Source organism: Devosia sp. LjRoot16, from assembly GCF_964252795.1.
GTDB lineage: Bacteria > Pseudomonadota > Alphaproteobacteria > Rhizobiales > Devosiaceae > Devosia_A.
In genome coordinates this window covers 377359-393368 of the sequence record NZ_CAXUPH020000004.1, presented here as the reverse complement: position 1 = coordinate 393368, position 16010 = coordinate 377359, and the positions used below count along the sequence as shown (strand labels likewise).

Below are 16010 nucleotides of genomic sequence, written 5' to 3'. Positions count from 1 at the left end.
CAGTCGCATGGGGTTTGTTGAGTTGGCGGCGACGCGCGGCGCAAAACTGGTTTCGATGGGCGCCCTGGCGCTCGCTCTTTCGGCCTGCTCGATGGGCAACATGTTCGCGCCCGCCGCGAGCGGCCCCTCGCCGATGGCCACCGCCAACCCGACGCAGCAGGAACTGGCGACCGCCAGCACCAACGCGCTGCCCGCCATTGCCACCGAATGTCCGCCGATCAAGGTGCGCAATGGTGGTGAGGCGCTGTTCTACTACGGCAAGGGCAAGGTCGGCGACGCGCGTTCGCTGAACTACCAGGCCGTCATCGAGAAGCAGTCGCGCAACTGCGTGGTGTCCAATGGCCTGATCACCGTGAAGATGGGCATTGTCGGTCGCCTGCTGCTCGGCCCCGCCGGCAACCAGACCAACGTCAACGTGCCGGTGCGCTTCGCGGTCGAACGCGACGAGGTGCCCCTGTTCTCCGAGCGCTACGAGATTCCGGTCACCATCACCCCGCCGAACCAGTCGGAAGAGTTCGTGAAGGTGGTCGAGAACGTCGCCATCCCCTATACCGGCGGCGAGCAGATCGTCATCTGGGTCGGCTTCGACGGCAAGTAGCCACCCGCTTCCGACGAGCCCAAACTCGATGTCATCCCCGCGAAAGCGGGGATCTTCGTTTCTGGCGGTGAGGCACGCGCCGCAACGATGGTCGTCGGCCCTGTGGCCCGTGGCACTCCGCGATTGACTTCGTCGTGCAAACCCGGCTTAGCATAACCCCAACAGCGGGAGAGTCCGGTTTCGAGCCGGCGCCGAAGGAGCAACCGCCCCGGAAACTCTCAGGCACCCGGACCGCTGTCGTACTGAACTCTGGAAAGCAGGCGATCTCGCCTCACCGAAGGAGCAACTGGCCCATAGGCGGTCAGGAAATCTCTCAGGTTAGCGGACAGAGGGGGCACCGACGCGAGGGCGTTCGCTCGCGCGTTGTTGTGCAACAAGCCCCTGGTGTCCCAATGGCCGATCAACCGGCAGACGACCTCAAGACCGTAGTCCTCAACGACAAGCATGTGGCGCTCGGCGGCCGCATGGTGCCGTTCTCCGGCTACTCACTGCCCGTGCAGTATCCCGCCGGCATCATCGCGGAGCACAAATGGACCCGCGAGCATGCCGGCCTGTTCGATGTCTCGCATATGGGCCCGAGCTTCCTCGTCCTCGACAACAAGTCGGGCGATAGCGAGGCGGATCACGCGGCAGTCGCTGAAGTGGTGGAGCCGCTGATCTGCGGTGACATCAAAGGGCTGAAGCCCGGACAGATCCGCTACACGCTGCTGCTCAATGAAGTGGGCGGCACCTATGACGACCTGATGATTGCCCGCCCGGCCGCTGCGGGCTGGGGCGGGGCGCTTTACATCGTCGTCAACGCCGGCACCAAGGAAGAAGATTTCCAGCGCATCGCCACCGCCGCACTGGGGCAGGCGACGCTCAACCGCTCCGACCACTGCGCGCTGCTGGCGCTGCAGGGGCCGGAAGCCGCCGCGGTGATCGATGCCATTGTGCCCGCCGCCGCCGAACTCGGCTTCATGCACTACGCCTCGTTCGACTGGCGCGACACCAAGCTGGTGATCTCGCGCTCCGGCTATACCGGCGAGGACGGCTTCGAGATCCTCGTCGATCCCGAACACGCCGCCGCCTTCTGGGACACGCTGCTCGCCGACAATCGGGTGAAGCCGATTGGCCTCGGCGCCCGCGACAGCCTGCGCCTCGAGGCCGGGTTGCCGCTCTATGGTCACGACCTCGACGAGACCATCTCGCCGGTCGAGGCCGGGCTCAACTTCGCCATCTCCAAGCGCCGCCGCGAGGCCGCCGATTTCCCCGGCGCGCAGCGCATTCTCGCCGAACTCGGTGGGGTGCTCGAGCGCGTCCGCATCGGCCTGACCGTCGAAGGTGCGCCAGCCCGCGAGGGCGCAGCGATTCTCGATCAGTACGGCGCCGAGATCGGCGTCGTCACTTCGGGCGGCTTTGCTCCCACTCTCAGCCGCGCCATCGCCATCGGCTTCGTGCCGCCCGATCACGCCGCGCCGGGCACCAGGTTGCAGGTGCTGGTGCGCGGCAAGACCCAGGCGGCGGAAGCCGTCGCCACACCATTCGTCCCCCATCGCTATGTCCGGAAGGCCAGCAAATGACCAAGTTCACCAAGGACCACGAGTACATCACTGCCGACGGCACCGTGGGCATCACCCCCTATGCGCAGGAGCAACTGGGCGACATCGTCTATGTCGAGCTGCCCAAGGTCGGCCAGAAGCTCAAGGCCGGCGACGAGGCTGCGGTGGTCGAGTCGGTGAAGGCGGCATCCGAGATCTACTCGCCGGTCTCCGGCACCGTCACCGCCGTCAATGACGCGCTCTCGGGGGAACCGGGGCTCATCAACTCGTCGCCCGAAACCGACGGCTGGATCTTCAAGCTGGGGCTCGACAACCCGTCCGAGCTCGATGGCCTGATGGATGCCGACGCCTACGCCCAGTTGACCGCCTGAGGACTTCGATGCGCTATCTCCCCCATTCCGAGCACGAGCGGGCCGATATGCTCGCCGTGATCGGCGCCCGGACCGCCGAGGATCTGTTCGCTCGCGTCCCCCGCCATGCCCTGCTGCGCGAACCGGTGAACCTGCCGCGCCATTCGCCCGAGTTCCTCGTCGAAGCCAAGATGAAGGCACTGGCCAGCCGCAACCACGCCGCCGGTGACGGCCCGTTCTTCATCGGCGCCGGCGCCTATCGCCACCACGTACCGGCAAGCGTCGATCACCTGATCCAGCGCTCGGAGTGGCTCACCGCCTATACCCCGTACCAGCCGGAGGTCTCGCAGGGGACGCTCCAGATGCTGTTCGAGTTCCAGACCCAGGTGGCGCACCTCACCGGCATGGAGGTCGCCAACGCCTCGATGTATGACGGCTCGACCGCCACTGCCGAAGCCGTGCTGATGGCGCGTCGCCTCACCCGCCGTAACCGCATCATCCTCTCGGGCGGTCTTCACCCGCACTATCGCGACGTGGTGCGCACCTATCTCGGTGACGGCCCCGATCTGGTCTGCCTGCCGGCCTCGCCGGAAGGGCAGGGCGACATTCTCAACCGCATCGACGGCGACACCGCCGCGATCGTCGTGCAGACCCCCGATTTCTACGGCCACCTGCGCGACCTGCGCGCCGCGGCTGATGCCGCCCACGCTGCCGGCGCCTTGCTGATCGTCGTGGTAACGGAGGTCGTGTCGCTCGGCCTGATCGAAGCTCCGGGCGCCCTTGGCGCCGATATCGTCGTCGCCGAGGGCCAGTCGATCGGCAACAGCCTCAACTTCGGCGGCCCCTATGTCGGCCTGATGGCCACCAGGAAGGAGTTCATCCGCCAGATGCCGGGTCGGCTCTGCGGTGAAACCGTCGACGCCGACGGCAATCGCGGCTTCGTGCTGACCCTCTCCACCCGCGAGCAGCACATCCGCCGCGAGAAGGCGACGAGCAACATCTGCACCAATTCGGGCCTCTGTGCGCTCGCCTTCTCCATCCACATGTCGCTGCTCGGCGAGGCTGGCTTGAAGAAGCTGGCCCGCCTCAACCACCACAATGCGGTGAAGCTCGCGAAGATGCTCGGCACCGTCCCCGGTGTCGAATTACTCAACAAGAGCTTCTTCAACGAGATGACCATCCGCCTGGCCGTACCGGCTGCGCCAGTGGTCGAGATGCTGGCCAGGGCCGACGTGCTCGCCGGTCTACCCGTGAGCCGCCTCGAGCCCGACAACCCGGCCCGCGAGAACCTCATCGTTCTGGCCGCCACCGAGCTCACCACCGACGACGATATCGCGATGCTGGCCGAGTGCCTCCACGCCGCCCTTTCGGAGGACGCCCAATGAGCATGAACAACCAGGGCCGCCCGACTGGCATCGGCACTTCCGTGCCCGTCGGCACGTCCGACTTCACTTCCGTCTCGGGGTCCTCGCTGCTCCCCAACGAGCCGCTGCTGTTCGAGATCGGTGACCGCGAGCATTCCGGCGTCGATCTGCCTGATGTGACGATCGATGGCAGCTTCCTCGGTGGCTTCGAGCGGAAGTCGGAGATCGACCTCGCCGGCCTTACCGAGCCCGAGACGCTGCGCCACTATGTGCGCCTCAGCCGCCTCAACTATTCGATCGACAGTGGGATGTACCCGCTCGGCTCGTGCACCATGAAGCACAACCCGCGCTTGAACGAGAAGATGGCGCGGCTGCCCGGCTTCGCCGACATCCACCCGCTGCAGCCGGTCTCGACCGTGCAGGGCGCCCTCGCCCTGATGGAGGAGCTTGCGCACTGGCTGATGACGCTGACCAATACCGCGGCCGTCTGCCTCACCCCCAAGGCCGGCGCGCATGGCGAGATGGCCGGCATGATGGCGATCAAGGCGGCACAGGAAGCCGCGGGGCAGGGGCACCGCAAGGTTGTGCTGGTCCCCGAGAGCGCCCACGGCACCAACCCCGCCACCGCCGCCTTCCTCGGCTATTCAGTGAGGGCCGTGCCGGCTCGCGATGATGGGACGGTCGATGTCGAGGCGGTGAAGGCAGCCTTGTCGCCCGATGTCGCTGCGATCATGCTCACCAACCCTAATACCTGCGGGCTGTTCGAGCCCGAAGTGATCGAGATCGCCGCGGCGGTGCACGAGGCAGGGGCCTACTTCTACTGCGATGGCGCCAATTTCAACGCCATCATGGGCGTGGTCCGGCCGGGCGATCTCGGCATCGACGCCATGCACATCAACCTGCACAAGACCTTCTCCACCCCACATGGCGGTGGCGGCCCGGGCGCCGGTCCGGTGGTCCTGTCGGCCGCGCTGGCGCCATTCGCACCGGTACCGTTTGTGAAAAAGGGTGAGGGCCCACTGGCCCTCGTTGAGCATGCCGAAGGCCAGCACCTGGGGCGCATCACCGCCTTCAACGGCCAGATGGGCATGTATGTCCGCGCGCTCACCTACATGCTGAGCCATGGTGGCGACGGTCTGGCCCAGGCGGCCAAGGATGCCGTGCTCAACGCCAACTACATCAAGGCGCGGCTCGAGCGGGTCTTCTCGGTGCCGTTCCCAGGGCAGCCTTGCATGCACGAGGCGCTGTTCGATGACAGCTTCCTCGAGGGCACGGGCGTGTCGACGCTCGATTTCGCCAAGGCGCTGATCGATGAGGGCTTCCACCCCATGACCATGTACTTTCCGCTGGTCGTGCATGGCGCCATGCTGGTCGAGCCCACCGAGTCCGAGAGCAAGCAGACGCTGGACCGCTTCTGCGATGTGATGCTGGAACTGGCCAATGACGCCAGGGCCGGCAATGCGGCCCGCTTTACCAGCGCGCCGCTGAACGCACCGCGCCGGCGCCTGGATGAGACCCGCGCCGCGCGCTCGCCGGTGCTGAAGTGGGAGCGGCAGGAGCTGCTGCCGCAGGCGGCGGAGTAACCTCGGAGACCGTAGGTGTGGTGGCGAGAGGCTTTGCCACCACATCGGCCGCGAAAGCGCCGAGCAGCTCGTTGAATTGCGCCGGCTGATCCCAGAACGGTGCATGCCCCGCATCGGGAATGATGTGGCAGACATTGCCCCAGAGGTTCCGGTAGTGCAGCCCCGCCACATAGCTCAGCCGCGCTACCGGCTCGGCGGCGCCATTGACCACGGCCACCGGCACGCTCGATTGCTCGACCGCCAGCTTCTGGTCGGCGACATCGCCGCGCAGCAGGCTCTTCGATACCGCCACGCGAACGCGCCCATCTGCCCGGCGGATCGACTGCAGGAAGGTCGGGTCGCCCGCGCCGTGGTAGCACATCTCGTAGAAGCGCTGCGCGTCGCGTTCGCTGAATTGCTCCTTGGCTGCCAGCAGCAGGTCGAGGTTGGTCTGGAAGCCGCGCAGCATGGCGATCGGGCCGCGGCCGATCGGCGGCGCGCCGACGATCATCAGCCCGCGCACCCCCGGATGCCGCGCCATCAGCTCGATGCCGACATGCCCACCCAGCGACCAGCCCATCACCACCAGGTGCTCGATGCCCTTGTGCTCCAGCACCTCGGCCACCGTGCGCGCCAGCCCGTCGACGCCATAGTCGGCGCCCGACTCTGCGTCGCCCGAGGCGCCGTGCCCCGGCAGGTCGAGCGCGATCAGCCGGTGCCGGTCGGCCAGCTCGCTGTCGAACTGCTTGCCGAACACCTTGCGCGAGGCGCCCGAGCCGTGCAGCAGCAATAGCGGTTCGCCGCGCCCGTCGCTTTCGCTGAGGCGGATAGAGGCGGAGTGGGTCTGCACCGTGCTGTGGTAGATGGTCATTGCGAGGCCGTCATGCTGAGTGCCCCGGACTCTGCCAGACACTCACTACGCCCCGGTCAACCAGCACGGTGAAGCAACGACGAAGCGAAAACCTTGCATTTTATCGAAACGCAGGCCGTCGTTGCGCAACTGCAGCTTGTTTCGTCGGCGATCCCTACGTAGCGTGATCAGGCAGCCCAAGTAGCGCCGCAGGGGGATTACGTATGGACCTTGTTCTCGATCTGCTCGTCAGTGCGGTCAGCATTGCGGTGATCGCCCAGTACAGCTGGTCACTGAAGGCCCATTTCAACTCGCCGAAAATGCCAACGGGCACGGTGGTGATCTCTGTGGTCGTCCTCGCAACTGCGGCGATCTACCTGACCCTGCTTTGGATCGAGACCCAGCCCGTGCTGGCATTGTCCATCGGCCTGGTGATCGAGTGCCTGGCGCTATGGCTGTTCTGGGCGGCGATCAAGGCATCCCGCGCCGCGCGCCTGAAGATGGCCTTCGACGTGCAGAATCCGCACGGCCTTGTCATGACCGGTCCCTACCGCTACCTGCGCCACCCGTTCTACACCTCCTACCTGATTTTCTGGATCGGCTGGGCCATCGCCACCTGGTCGCCCTGGTCGGTCATTCCGCTGGCGGTCATTACGGTGATTTACGTGCTGGCCGCACTCGGCGAGGAAAAGAAGTTCTCCCGCACCCCGATGGCTGCCGATTATGCCAGCTATCGCCAGAAGACCGGCTTCTTCTGGCCACGCCTGCCGGGCGTCGCAAAGGGCTAAGCGGAGCGCTTTCAGGAAAGGTTGCAGACTTTTCCGGTTCGAAAGCGTGACAAGCTAAGAGCCCTGGGGCGCTGCCGTTTCGGGCAGGCGGTTGAACAGCCGCAGTGACCCGGCAAGCGTCGTCGGCAGCGGCACCCACAAGCCAGTCCGCACGCCGGCGCTGCGCAGTATCCGCGCCGTCCAGGCATTGCACCCGACGAAGATGGCGTTGAAGCTCCCTTCCGCCTCGTAGAACCGGTCGCTGCCGGTCAGCGCGTAGCCGTCGATTGGCTGCACCTGGCCATCGATGCGCGAGAAGCTGCCGGCAATCTCCGACAGCATCCGGGCATAGCCGGCCTCCGACAGGTCCAGCGGGGTCACGATCGGGTTCGCCTGGTCGACCTCGCCAAGCACATCGATATGCATCACTGAGCGATCGAGTGTCAGCGCCTTGAACGTCGGTCCCGGCTTCATGTCGGCAAAGCTCGGCGTCTCCAGATAGAAGGCCCGGCCACCCCATCCGATCAGCAGCCACCGGGCGTCCGGCAGATCTACCGGCAGCTCGGTTTCGGCGAGGAACGGCAACGCCGCCCGGCTCTGGGCGTCCAGCGGGATGGCAATGTCGGTGTGGATAGGGTTCGAGACGACCAGGATGCGTCGTGGAAGGGGCGTGCCGTCCGGCTGCTCGAACACTGCAGGATGTGGGATCACCGCGCCCAGCAGCACCGCCAGGACCGGCACCCCGACAAGCAGCAACAACACCAGCGCGATGCGCCTCAGGATCCGCATGCTCCCCCCGAAAGGACTCACGTGGCTGGCTGCGAGCTACGAAGGCTAAGCACAATGGTGGTGCAAAGGCACGCTCCGTACCCTGTTTCCCGGGCGGGTGGGTGGCGAGGAGTGCGGTGTGCTCCAAAAACTCGATGTCATTCCCAGCGAAAGCTGGGACCCAACTCGCCGCCCGCGCCAGCTGACAAATGGGTCCCAGCTTTCGCTGGGATGACAGCCGGAGTGCCCCCGGCAAGACCCTTGCCACGCCCCAGGTTTGGCTAAGGAGCTAGCCCCAGAGTTCCCTTCTCCTCCGCAAGGGAGAAGGAAGTGCATCGCTCCAAAAGAAAATGCCCGCTGGCGCGGGCATTTCGATCTTCAGCTCTGCAACCGAACCTTAGTTCAGGCGGGCTGCGACGTCCTTGATGGCCTGGTCAACCAACACGTCACCCTTGGCAGCAACCTGCTTTTCCAGCAGCACGCGGGCGGCTTCGACGGCGAGGTCGGCCGAGCGGGCGCGGACTTCGGCGACGGCCTGGGCTTCCGCCTGGGCGATCTTGTCGGCCACGGCCTTCTCGCGACGGGCCACCATGGCCTCCAGCGACGACTTGGCCTCGGCGGTCAGCCGGAACGCTTCTTCGCGCGCCGCGGTGACGATGTCCTCGGCTTCCTTCTCGGCTTCCTCGCGACGGCGCGCGTAGTCCTCGAGCAGGGCCTTCGCTTCGGCGCGCAGCGCCTCGGCTTCGGCGAGGTCGGTCTCGATCTTCTTGATGCGCTCATCGAGCATCTTGGTGATCATCTTGGGCACGCCGAAATAGACGACGATACCGATGAAGATCACCAGCGCGATGGTTGCCCAGATGGTGGCGCCGGTGGTGGCGTCAAACCCGAAGGCCCACATGCTGCCTTACTCCTTCGAAACCGCGGCGACCGCGGCGCGGGCTTCAGCCGCGGTGACAGTGCCCGAGATCTTGGCGACCAGCGCCTGGGCGGTCTCGGCTGCGATGCCGCCAACATTGGCGAGCGCCGCGTCCTTGTCGGCCTGGATGCGGGCCTCGGCTTCCGAGACGCGCTTTGCCAGCGTGGCCTCGACGTCGGCACGGCGGCCGTCGATGTCGGCCTTGATCCCGGCGCGGGTTTCCTCGGCGATGCCGTGGGCGTTCTTGCGGGCCTCGGCCAGCGCTGCCTCATAGGCGGCGGCGGCCTTCTCGGTCTCCTGGCGGAGCCGCTCGGCTTCCTTCAGGTCGCCTTCGATACGGGTCCGGCGCGTTTCGAGGATCGAGCCGATGCGGGGCAGGGCCACGCGGCTCATCAGGAAATACAGCGCTGCGAAGGTGATAGCGAGCCAGAGCAGCTGGCCACCGAAGCTCGCCGGATCGAAGGGCGGAAACACCTCCGAATGCGCCTCGGTCGAAGCATGCGTGTCGGTCGCGCCATGGGCGTCGGCCGGTGCTGTATGCTCACCTTCGGCGGCATGCTCCTCGGCGGGTGCGACGACCTCGCCCTGCTGGAGCGCGTCGCCACTTTCGGCCTGCGCCACGATAATGATGTCTTGGGCTGAACCCGCCATCTCGAAACCCTTTTGCGGCCGTTAAAGCCCCGGATCGAAACCCGGAGCCCTTACTCGGTCTGCGCTAGCGCAGCCCGTCGCGAAATCAGACTGCGAACAGCAGCAGGAGCGCGATCAGGAACGAGAAAATGCCCAGAGCTTCGGTCACGGCGAAACCGAAAATCAGGTTACCGAACTGGCCCTGAGCCGCTGCCGGGTTGCGCAGTGCGCCCGACAGGAAGCTACCGAAAATGTTGCCCACGCCGATGGCGGCGCCGGCCATACCCACGGCCGCAATACCCGCGCCGATAAACTTTGCTGCTTCAGCTTCCATTTGTAGTCTGCTCCATTTTGCGACCGATTGGCGACGCTTGCCGTCGCCTCACTGTGAACCGGCCTAGATCAATGCGACGGATGGATCGCATCGTTGATGTACATCGAGGTCAGCACTGCAAAGACGTAGGCCTGCAGGGCCGCCACGAGGAATTCGAGCGCCGTGATCGCCACGGTCATGATCAGCGGCAGCAGCGCACCGAGCCAGCCGAGAAAGCCCAGGCCACCCAGCGTCACGATGAAGCCCGCGAACACCTTGAGGGTGATGTGACCGGCGAGAATGTTGGCGAAGAGACGAACCGAGAGCGAGATCGGGCGCGAGAGGAAGGAAACCACCTCGATCGGCACCACGATGGGGAGCACATAGCCCGGCACACCCGACGGCACGAACAGTTTGAAGAACTTCAGCCCGTTCTTGTAGACGCCGTAGACGATGACCACCACGAACACCAGGAGCGCCAGCGCGAAGGTGATGATGATGTGGCTGGTGAAGGTGAAGAAGAACGGGATCATGCCGAACATGTTGGCGACGAGCACGAACATGAACAGCGAGAACACGAAGGGGAAGAACTTCATGCCAGCCTTGCCGGCCGAGTCCGACACCATTTTGGCGACGAACTCGTAGAGCATCTCGGAGACCAGCTGCACCCGGTTCGGCACCAGGCTGCGCTTCTGCGTCGAGAGCAGGAGGTAAAGGGCGATGACACCAACCGACAGCACCATGAACAGGGCTGAGTTGGTGAAGGAAACGCCGCCTTCACCGAAGGAGACGATATCGGTGATCTGGAACTGGTGGATCGGGTCGACTTTATTCGGATCGGCCAACTGCTGTTCCCTTTAGGCTTGGAGCCTTCACTCGTCTTCTTCGTCGTCCGGCGCGCGCATGGCGACCGTGGGCGGCGGCGCCGCCCGGTTCATTTCCGCTGCAGAACGCACCACGTTGAGCACGCCCGCCGCAAAGCCGACCAGCAACATCACCAGCATCAGCCAGGGACCGGTCCTCAGCCACAGATCGAGCAGGTAACCGATACCCGCGCCGACCAGGATGGCCGCAATAAATTCCGTTCCGAGTCGCATGCCCCGGTTCCAGCCGGACATGTTCCGGTTGGCCGCAGCAATTTCCGCGTCGCCCGGTGCTTGCTCGGAGGCCTGCGCCCGCTTGATGCGAGCTGCAAGATCCGAGGTCAGCGACCCTGATTTCCCATCACTCGGCGAGCGCCCGGTATTGCGTGACTTTGCCATCCCGCTCTCCCATGCGCCTCCGGGCCTTAACAGGAACTGGAGCCCCTCGAAGTCGCGGGCAACATAGTGGCGCCCCCTACCAGTGTCAAGGCTGTGAACAGACTGCTAACGCTTTGATAAATAAGGAAGTTTATCCGACGAAAGGAGGTGTGACATTGAGTCATCGCGACTCTGGCCGCCACTATTGCGGCAAGGATGGGGCGTCAGCTCGCCACCCGCACCGCTGCCTCGGCGCCCTTGAGGTCCACCGAGACCAGTTGGCTGACCCCGCGCTCGGCCATGGTGACGCCGAACAACCGGTCGACCCGGGCCATGGTAATCGGATTGTGGGTGATCACCAGGAAGCGGGTTTCCGTCCGCTCGGTCATCATGTCGAGCAGGTTGCAGAAGCGCTCGACATTGGCGTCGTCGAGCGGCGCGTCGACCTCATCGAGCACGCAGATCGGCGCCGGGTTGGTGAGGAACACCGCAAAGATCAGCGACATCGCCGTGAGCGCCTGCTCGCCGCCCGACAGCAGCGTCATGGTTGTCGGCTTCTTGCCCGGCGGCCGCGCCAGAATCTCGAGCCCGGCTTCCAGCGGATCGTCGCTCTCGACGAACTGCAGCTCGGCGGTACCCCCGCCGAACAGCGAGGTGAACAGCTCCTGGAAATGCGCGTTGACCTTCTCGAACGCCTCGTTGAGCCGCTGCCGGCCCTCGCGGTTGAGGCTCTGGATGCCGCCTCGCAGTTTGGCGATCGCCGCGATCAGGTCGTCGCGATCCTTGACCATCAGGTCGAGCTTTTCACGGACCTCTTCGGATTCCTTTTCGGCGCCGAGGTTCACCCCGCCCAGCCGCTCGCGCTCTGCCTTCAGCCGGTCGACCTGCGATTCGACCTGGGGCTCGGGAGGCAAAGCGTGTTCCGGCCTGATACCGGCGAGCTGCGCCGTCTGCGAGGCCTCGATGTTGAGCGTCTCGTGCACCTGCCGCTCGATCTGGTGGCGCTGCGCGATGAGGCCCTTGATCCGCTCCTCGACCCGCGCCAGCTCGGCCCGGAAACCGGCGAGCGCGTCATGCGCCAACCGCTGCGCCTTGTCCGCCTCGCGGTGCCGGGTATCACCGACACCAAGCGCGTCGGTCGCCGCCTTGTGCGCCTCGCGCGCCACGGCGATCTCGGCATCGAGGGTGCGGCGACGCTCGGAGAGGCTCTCAGGCGACGCCTGCAGCACGGTGATCTGCTCGCGTACTTCGGCGGTACGGGCGTCGAGCGTTGCCAACTGCCCAGCGGCGCCCTCACGACGGCGGGACCATGCGGCGACGTCGGCGGCGATCTGGGTGAGGCGCGCACTGCGCATCCGCGCCGCCGTCTCGAAGCCGCCGAGCTTCAGCCGCGCCTGGTCGGCTTTCTCGCGCAGCCCGCTGAGCAGTGACTGCAGCGATGTCGCCAAAGCCGCAGCTTCGGTTTCATCGCCGGCGTCCCACAGCAACAGCTCCGCCTCGGTGGCCGCAGCGACTGCCTCGGCGAGGTTCGCATCGAGCCGGGTCCGCGTCTCATCGAGCGCCACCTGGCGAGCGGCGAGATCGCTGATGGCGCGCTGCGCCTTATCCAGCTCGCCCTGGGCGACGGCAATCTCGCGCTGCGCGTTCCGCCAGGCGTCGCGCTTCAGCCGCTCGTCGGTGCGGGCCGCGTCCAGCGCTTCGGCCAGCGCCGTGGCATCGGCACGCCGGCTGTTGCGCCGGGCCCGTACGTCCTCCACTTCGGCTTCGAGCTCAGCCAGGCGGTTGCGCTGCGCCAGCCGCTCCGCCGCAGCGGTCGGCGCATCGGCGGCGGCGACGAAACCGTCCCAGCGCCACAGCCCACCGGCCCTGGTGGTCAGCCGCTGTCCGGGCTGCAGCTGCGCCATCAGCCGCGCCGCGTCTGCCGCGTCGACCAGCCCGATCTGGTCGAGCCGGCGTTTCAGCAGCGAGCTGCCTGACACGAACTGCGATAGCGGCGTGGCGCCCGCCGGCAAGGTCGGGTCGGCGCCGGCAGCGGCGCCGGCCCAGTGCAACGGCGCGCCGGCATCGGATGAGGCATCGAGATCGTCGCCGAGCGCCGCGCCGAGCGCCGTTTCATAGCCCGCTGCAACTTTGAGCTGATCGACCACTGCCGGCCACTTGCTGGCGCCGCCATGGTTGAGGATACGGCTCAGCGTCTGCGCCTCGGCTTCCAGCCGGTTCAACGCTGCCTCGATCTGCTGCAGTTCCGGGCGCAGCGCGTCGGCGGCGGCCTGCGCGGCGACAGCGGCAGTCTCGGCGGTGACGGCGGCAGTTTCCGCCGCCTTGGCATGGTTCTGCGCCATGTCGAGCGCTTCGCGCCCGGCGTTCAGCGTCGCGTCGGCGCCGAGGGTGCGTGCCAGTTGCTCGGCTTCGCGCGCCACGTCGGCGATCTGCGTCTCGAGTCGTGTCACCCGCGAGCGCCCCTCGGCAACGCTGCGCTCGGCTGCGCCGCGTCGGGCCCGCAACTGCGCCAGGGCATCGGCGGCGGCGCGGGCCTCACCCTCGGCCTTGGCCACTTCGCTTTGCGCGGCTTCGGTCGCCGCCCGCGCGGCTTCGAGCGCCTGCTGTTCGCCCGCCGCTTCCGCTTCGAGGCGGCTGCGCTCTTCATGCGCCGCCTCGAGGGCGTCGTCGCTCTCGCCGACCAGCGCGCGCTCGCGCACCGCATCCTGTTCGATCTGTTTCAGCCGTTCGCCGAGTTCATTGAGCCGCGCCGCAGCCCGTCTTGCCTCACCCTCGAGCTGCTCGGCGAGAATGGTCAGCCGCTGCAGCACGGCGCCGGCGGCGGCTTCCTTGTCGCGCAATGGCGCCAGCGCCTTGTCGGCGAGGAACACCACTTTCTGGGCTTCGAGCTCGATATGCTGCGCTTCGGCAAGATCACGCACCAGCTTGGCCTGCGCGGCCTCGGCATCCTTCTCGTTGAAGCGCGCGGCGATCCAGCGGATGTGAAACAGCGTTGCTTCGGCCTTGCGGATATCGCCGCTCAGGGCGCGATAGCGCACGGCCAGCCGGGCCTGTCGCTTCAGCGTTTCGAGCTGCTGCTCGACCTGGGCGATGACGTCGTCGACGCGTTCGAGATTCTGTTCCGCCGCGCGCAGCCTGAGCTCGGCCTCATGCCGGCGCGAGTGCAGCCCCGAAATGCCGGCGGCCTCTTCGAGCAACGCCCGGCGTTGCTGCGGCTTGGCGGCGATCAGTTCGCCGATCTGGCCCTGGCGAACGAGGGCAGGGGAGTGGGCGCCGGTCGAGGCATCGGCGAACAGCAATTGCACATCGCGCGCCCGGACTTCCTTGCCGTTGACGCGATAGACCGAGCCTTCTTCGCGCTCGATCCGCCGCGTAACTTCCAGCACGTCGGCGTTGTTGAGCGGGGCCGGGGCAGTGCGGTCGGAATTGTCGAGAACGAGGGTGACTTCGGCGGTGTTGCGGCCGGGCCGGCTGCCCGAGCCGGAAAAGATCACGTCGTCCATGCCCGAAGCCCGCATCGCCTTGTACGAGCTTTCGCCCATCACCCAGCGCAGCGCTTCGACGAGGTTGGATTTGCCGCAGCCGTTGGGTCCCACCACGCCGGACAGACCGGGCTCCAGGTAGAGCTCGGTCTGGTCGCAGAAGGATTTGAAGCCGTGCAGTTTGAGGCGCGTGAATTTCATCGCGCGCCCCTGGGGGGCAGCGCGTTAGGAGAGCAGCGGATCGATTTCGGCCTTGAGAGCCTCAAACGAGTTTTCTCCAGTCAGCATCTTGCCGTTGATGTAGAACGTCGGCGTGCCCTGGAGCTTGAACTCGTCCAGCGCCTGATCCCGCACCGCTTCCAGTCCCTTGAACAGGTCCTGATTCGTCAAGGCAGCGTCGTAGGTTTCCTTGGTAAAACCAAGCTGCTGAGCGATGCCGAAGATGGCGTCATTGGGCGTGTTGGATGCGGCCCACTGGTCCTGCGTCTTGAAGAAGGTGTCGATCACCTCGTGATACTTCTCCGGGCCAGCCGCTTCGGCGAGCATGAACACCACGGCATCCAGCACATTGCGCATGAACGGGCGCGGGATGAACTGGATCTTGTTGGTGTCGATGTACTCGGTCTTGAGCTGCGGATAGACGGTGTTGGTGAACGCAGCGCAGTGCGGGCAGGTCGGCGACAGGTACTCGATCAGCGTCACCTTGGCGTCCGCCGGCCCAAGCGGGTGGTCGGCTACGCCACCGGCCGGCGCCATCAGCTTGGCCTGGTCGAACTGCTGGGCGAGGGCGCCGGTGGCGCCGAACAGGAAGGACACGCTGGTCCCCGCCGCTGCCGCGACGACAGCTGCGCCGGACCCGATGAGAATGTTGCGACGGTTGGCCACGAGTTTCACTCCGTTTTTTCGTTGCTCGCCCTAATATCGGGGCAAACTAGGCCGGGCAAGTTCAACCGGCGATGAACACTTCGCGATGTCCCGCAGGGCAAATCGCTCCAGTGCAGCGATTGAGGCGCGAAGGCCATACGAGCTGCGCTCGAATGGCAACGCGGAATAGGCACTGATCAATCGGGCTTTCTCCGGGCGATCGCCTGTCCGAGTTGTCTGAGGGCGTCACGTACCCCCGGATCGCTGACCCGCTCGACCGTGCGGCTGATCCGCGCCCGGGCGACCTCCGGCAGCGCCGGGACTGTCTCGGGCACTGCATCCTCGATCGCGAACGGTTCGGCACTGAGCCGGACCTGCCCGACGAGGAAATAGCCATAATACCGGTTGATCGAGGCCGCGACCCGCTGACCTTCGTGCGCCAGCGCCAGGGCATGGCCGGGGTGACAGCGGAGGTAAAGCGTCGCCCCCTCGGCGCCTTTTTCGCCGCGCGGCCAGCTCAGCTTGTCCGGCCGAGTCACCTTGTCGTACGGCGCCGGCGCGATGGTCGGCCAGTGCGAGAGGATGTCGCGGCTGGCAAAGCCGCGCTTCTTCAGCGCCGGATCGAGCACCCCGCCAAGCGCCTCGGCCACGCCGACGGCGCGGTTGAGCCGTTTGGGCGGCGCATCGTCCTTGGGTTTCGATTTCGGCTTGTCCGCCACTGGTAACAACTTCCCGCCGCCGCTTGCGCCCGCTGCTGCGGC

At 66.1% G+C, this 16010-nt stretch carries 16 protein-coding genes and 1 riboswitch; of the genes, 6 read left to right on the top strand and 10 right to left on the bottom strand.

Features of this window, described 5'->3' with window-relative positions; translation table 11 throughout:
• Positions 1-7 precede the first annotated feature (7 nt).
• The 5 genes from ACSQ23_RS19875 to gcvPB all read left to right on the top strand — a co-directional run bounded on the left by ACSQ23_RS19875 (position 8) and on the right by gcvPB (position 5436).
• A complete protein-coding gene (locus tag ACSQ23_RS19875) occupies positions 8-598 on the top strand; it encodes a hypothetical protein (protein ID WP_055885003.1) in 591 nt (196 codons plus the stop codon).
• A gap of 155 nt (positions 599-753) precedes the next feature.
• Positions 754-842, top strand: a riboswitch (glycine riboswitch).
• 148 nt (positions 843-990) lie between these two features.
• The gene (gcvT, locus tag ACSQ23_RS19870) at positions 991-2160 is read left to right on the top strand and encodes a glycine cleavage system aminomethyltransferase GcvT (protein ID WP_436091627.1); all 1170 of its coding nucleotides are present in this window, start codon (positions 991-993) and stop codon (positions 2158-2160) included.
• Positions 2157-2510: a glycine cleavage system protein GcvH gene (gene gcvH / locus ACSQ23_RS19865; RefSeq protein ID WP_436091626.1), complete on the top strand. Its 354-nt coding sequence runs from the start codon at positions 2157-2159 to the stop codon at positions 2508-2510. The genes gcvT and gcvH overlap by 4 nt, the downstream gene beginning before the upstream one ends.
• Before the next feature lie 8 nt (positions 2511-2518).
• Positions 2519-3874 (top strand): aminomethyl-transferring glycine dehydrogenase subunit GcvPA, encoded by a 1356-nt coding sequence (gcvPA, locus tag ACSQ23_RS19860; RefSeq protein WP_436091625.1) that lies wholly within the window; start codon positions 2519-2521, stop codon positions 3872-3874.
• The gene (gcvPB, locus tag ACSQ23_RS19855; RefSeq protein WP_055885015.1) at positions 3871-5436 is read left to right on the top strand and encodes an aminomethyl-transferring glycine dehydrogenase subunit GcvPB; all 1566 of its coding nucleotides are present in this window, start codon (positions 3871-3873) and stop codon (positions 5434-5436) included. The genes gcvPA and gcvPB overlap by 4 nt, the downstream gene beginning before the upstream one ends.
• Here the strand turns inward: gcvPB and ACSQ23_RS19850 are convergent.
• Complete coding sequence (locus ACSQ23_RS19850) at positions 5324-6286, bottom strand: alpha/beta fold hydrolase (protein ID WP_082528425.1); 963 nt, start codon at positions 6284-6286, stop codon at positions 5324-5326. The genes gcvPB and ACSQ23_RS19850 overlap by 113 nt on opposite strands.
• A 203-nt stretch (positions 6287-6489) precedes the next feature.
• Here ACSQ23_RS19850 and ACSQ23_RS19845 point away from each other — a divergent pair, with 203 nt between their 5' ends.
• The gene (locus ACSQ23_RS19845; protein ID WP_055885018.1) at positions 6490-7053 is read left to right on the top strand and encodes a methyltransferase family protein; all 564 of its coding nucleotides are present in this window, start codon (positions 6490-6492) and stop codon (positions 7051-7053) included.
• Between the two features lie 54 nt (positions 7054-7107).
• Here ACSQ23_RS19845 and ACSQ23_RS19840 read toward each other — a convergent pair whose 3' ends face one another.
• The 9 genes from ACSQ23_RS19840 to ACSQ23_RS19800 form a co-directional block, all read right to left on the bottom strand.
• Complete coding sequence (locus tag ACSQ23_RS19840; RefSeq protein WP_082528426.1) at positions 7108-7821, bottom strand: TIGR02117 family protein; 714 nt, start codon at positions 7819-7821, stop codon at positions 7108-7110.
• 376 nt (positions 7822-8197) lie between these two features.
• A complete protein-coding gene (locus tag ACSQ23_RS19835; RefSeq protein WP_069910547.1) occupies positions 8198-8701 on the bottom strand; it encodes a F0F1 ATP synthase subunit B family protein in 504 nt (167 codons plus the stop codon).
• A 6-nt stretch (positions 8702-8707) separates the two neighbouring features.
• Positions 8708-9370: a F0F1 ATP synthase subunit B gene (locus tag ACSQ23_RS19830; RefSeq protein WP_436091624.1), complete on the bottom strand. Its 663-nt coding sequence runs from the start codon at positions 9368-9370 to the stop codon at positions 8708-8710.
• 85 nt (positions 9371-9455) lie between these two features.
• Positions 9456-9683: a F0F1 ATP synthase subunit C gene (locus ACSQ23_RS19825; protein WP_055885023.1), complete on the bottom strand. Its 228-nt coding sequence runs from the start codon at positions 9681-9683 to the stop codon at positions 9456-9458.
• A 68-nt stretch (positions 9684-9751) separates the two neighbouring features.
• Positions 9752-10507 carry a F0F1 ATP synthase subunit A gene (locus tag ACSQ23_RS19820; RefSeq protein WP_055885026.1) on the bottom strand — a complete coding sequence of 252 codons (756 nt, stop codon included), beginning with the start codon at positions 10505-10507 and terminating at the stop codon, positions 9752-9754.
• Between the two features lie 27 nt (positions 10508-10534).
• Positions 10535-10924, bottom strand: a complete 390-nt coding sequence (locus ACSQ23_RS19815) for an AtpZ/AtpI family protein (protein ID WP_055885030.1) — start codon at positions 10922-10924, stop codon at positions 10535-10537.
• Positions 10925-11127: 203 nt separating this feature from the next.
• Positions 11128-14586 (bottom strand): chromosome segregation SMC family protein, encoded by a 3459-nt coding sequence (locus ACSQ23_RS19810; RefSeq protein ID WP_436091623.1) that lies wholly within the window; start codon positions 14584-14586, stop codon positions 11128-11130.
• A gap of 24 nt (positions 14587-14610) precedes the next feature.
• Positions 14611-15279 carry a DsbA family protein gene (locus ACSQ23_RS19805; protein WP_055885036.1) on the bottom strand — a complete coding sequence of 223 codons (669 nt, stop codon included), beginning with the start codon at positions 15277-15279 and terminating at the stop codon, positions 14611-14613.
• 167 nt (positions 15280-15446) lie between these two features.
• Positions 15447-15968, bottom strand: coding sequence for a DUF721 domain-containing protein (locus ACSQ23_RS19800; protein ID WP_436091622.1), 522 nt, complete (start codon positions 15966-15968; stop codon positions 15447-15449).
• Positions 15969-16010: the final 42 nt, after the last annotated feature.

Coding starts and splice junctions, on each gene's coding strand:
- gcvT (WP_436091627.1), top strand. CDS start 991: ATGGCCGATCAACCGGCAGACGACCTCAAGACCGTAGTCCTCAACGAC.
- ACSQ23_RS19840 (WP_082528426.1), bottom strand. CDS start 7,821: ATGCGGATCCTGAGGCGCATCGCGCTGGTGTTGTTGCTGCTTGTCGGG.
- ACSQ23_RS19815 (WP_055885030.1), bottom strand. CDS start 10,924: ATGGCAAAGTCACGCAATACCGGGCGCTCGCCGAGTGATGGGAAATCA.
- gcvPA (WP_436091625.1), top strand. CDS start 2,519: ATGCGCTATCTCCCCCATTCCGAGCACGAGCGGGCCGATATGCTCGCC.
- ACSQ23_RS19825 (WP_055885023.1), bottom strand. CDS start 9,683: ATGGAAGCTGAAGCAGCAAAGTTTATCGGCGCGGGTATTGCGGCCGTG.
- ACSQ23_RS19850 (WP_082528425.1), bottom strand. CDS start 6,286: ATGACCATCTACCACAGCACGGTGCAGACCCACTCCGCCTCTATCCGC.
- ACSQ23_RS19830 (WP_436091624.1), bottom strand. CDS start 9,370: ATGGCGGGTTCAGCCCAAGACATCATTATCGTGGCGCAGGCCGAAAGT.
- gcvPB (WP_055885015.1), top strand. CDS start 3,871: ATGAGCATGAACAACCAGGGCCGCCCGACTGGCATCGGCACTTCCGTG.
- gcvH (WP_436091626.1), top strand. CDS start 2,157: ATGACCAAGTTCACCAAGGACCACGAGTACATCACTGCCGACGGCACC.
- ACSQ23_RS19810 (WP_436091623.1), bottom strand. CDS start 14,586: ATGAAATTCACGCGCCTCAAACTGCACGGCTTCAAATCCTTCTGCGAC.
- ACSQ23_RS19875 (WP_055885003.1), top strand. CDS start 8: ATGGGGTTTGTTGAGTTGGCGGCGACGCGCGGCGCAAAACTGGTTTCG.
- ACSQ23_RS19845 (WP_055885018.1), top strand. CDS start 6,490: ATGGACCTTGTTCTCGATCTGCTCGTCAGTGCGGTCAGCATTGCGGTG.
- ACSQ23_RS19835 (WP_069910547.1), bottom strand. CDS start 8,701: ATGTGGGCCTTCGGGTTTGACGCCACCACCGGCGCCACCATCTGGGCA.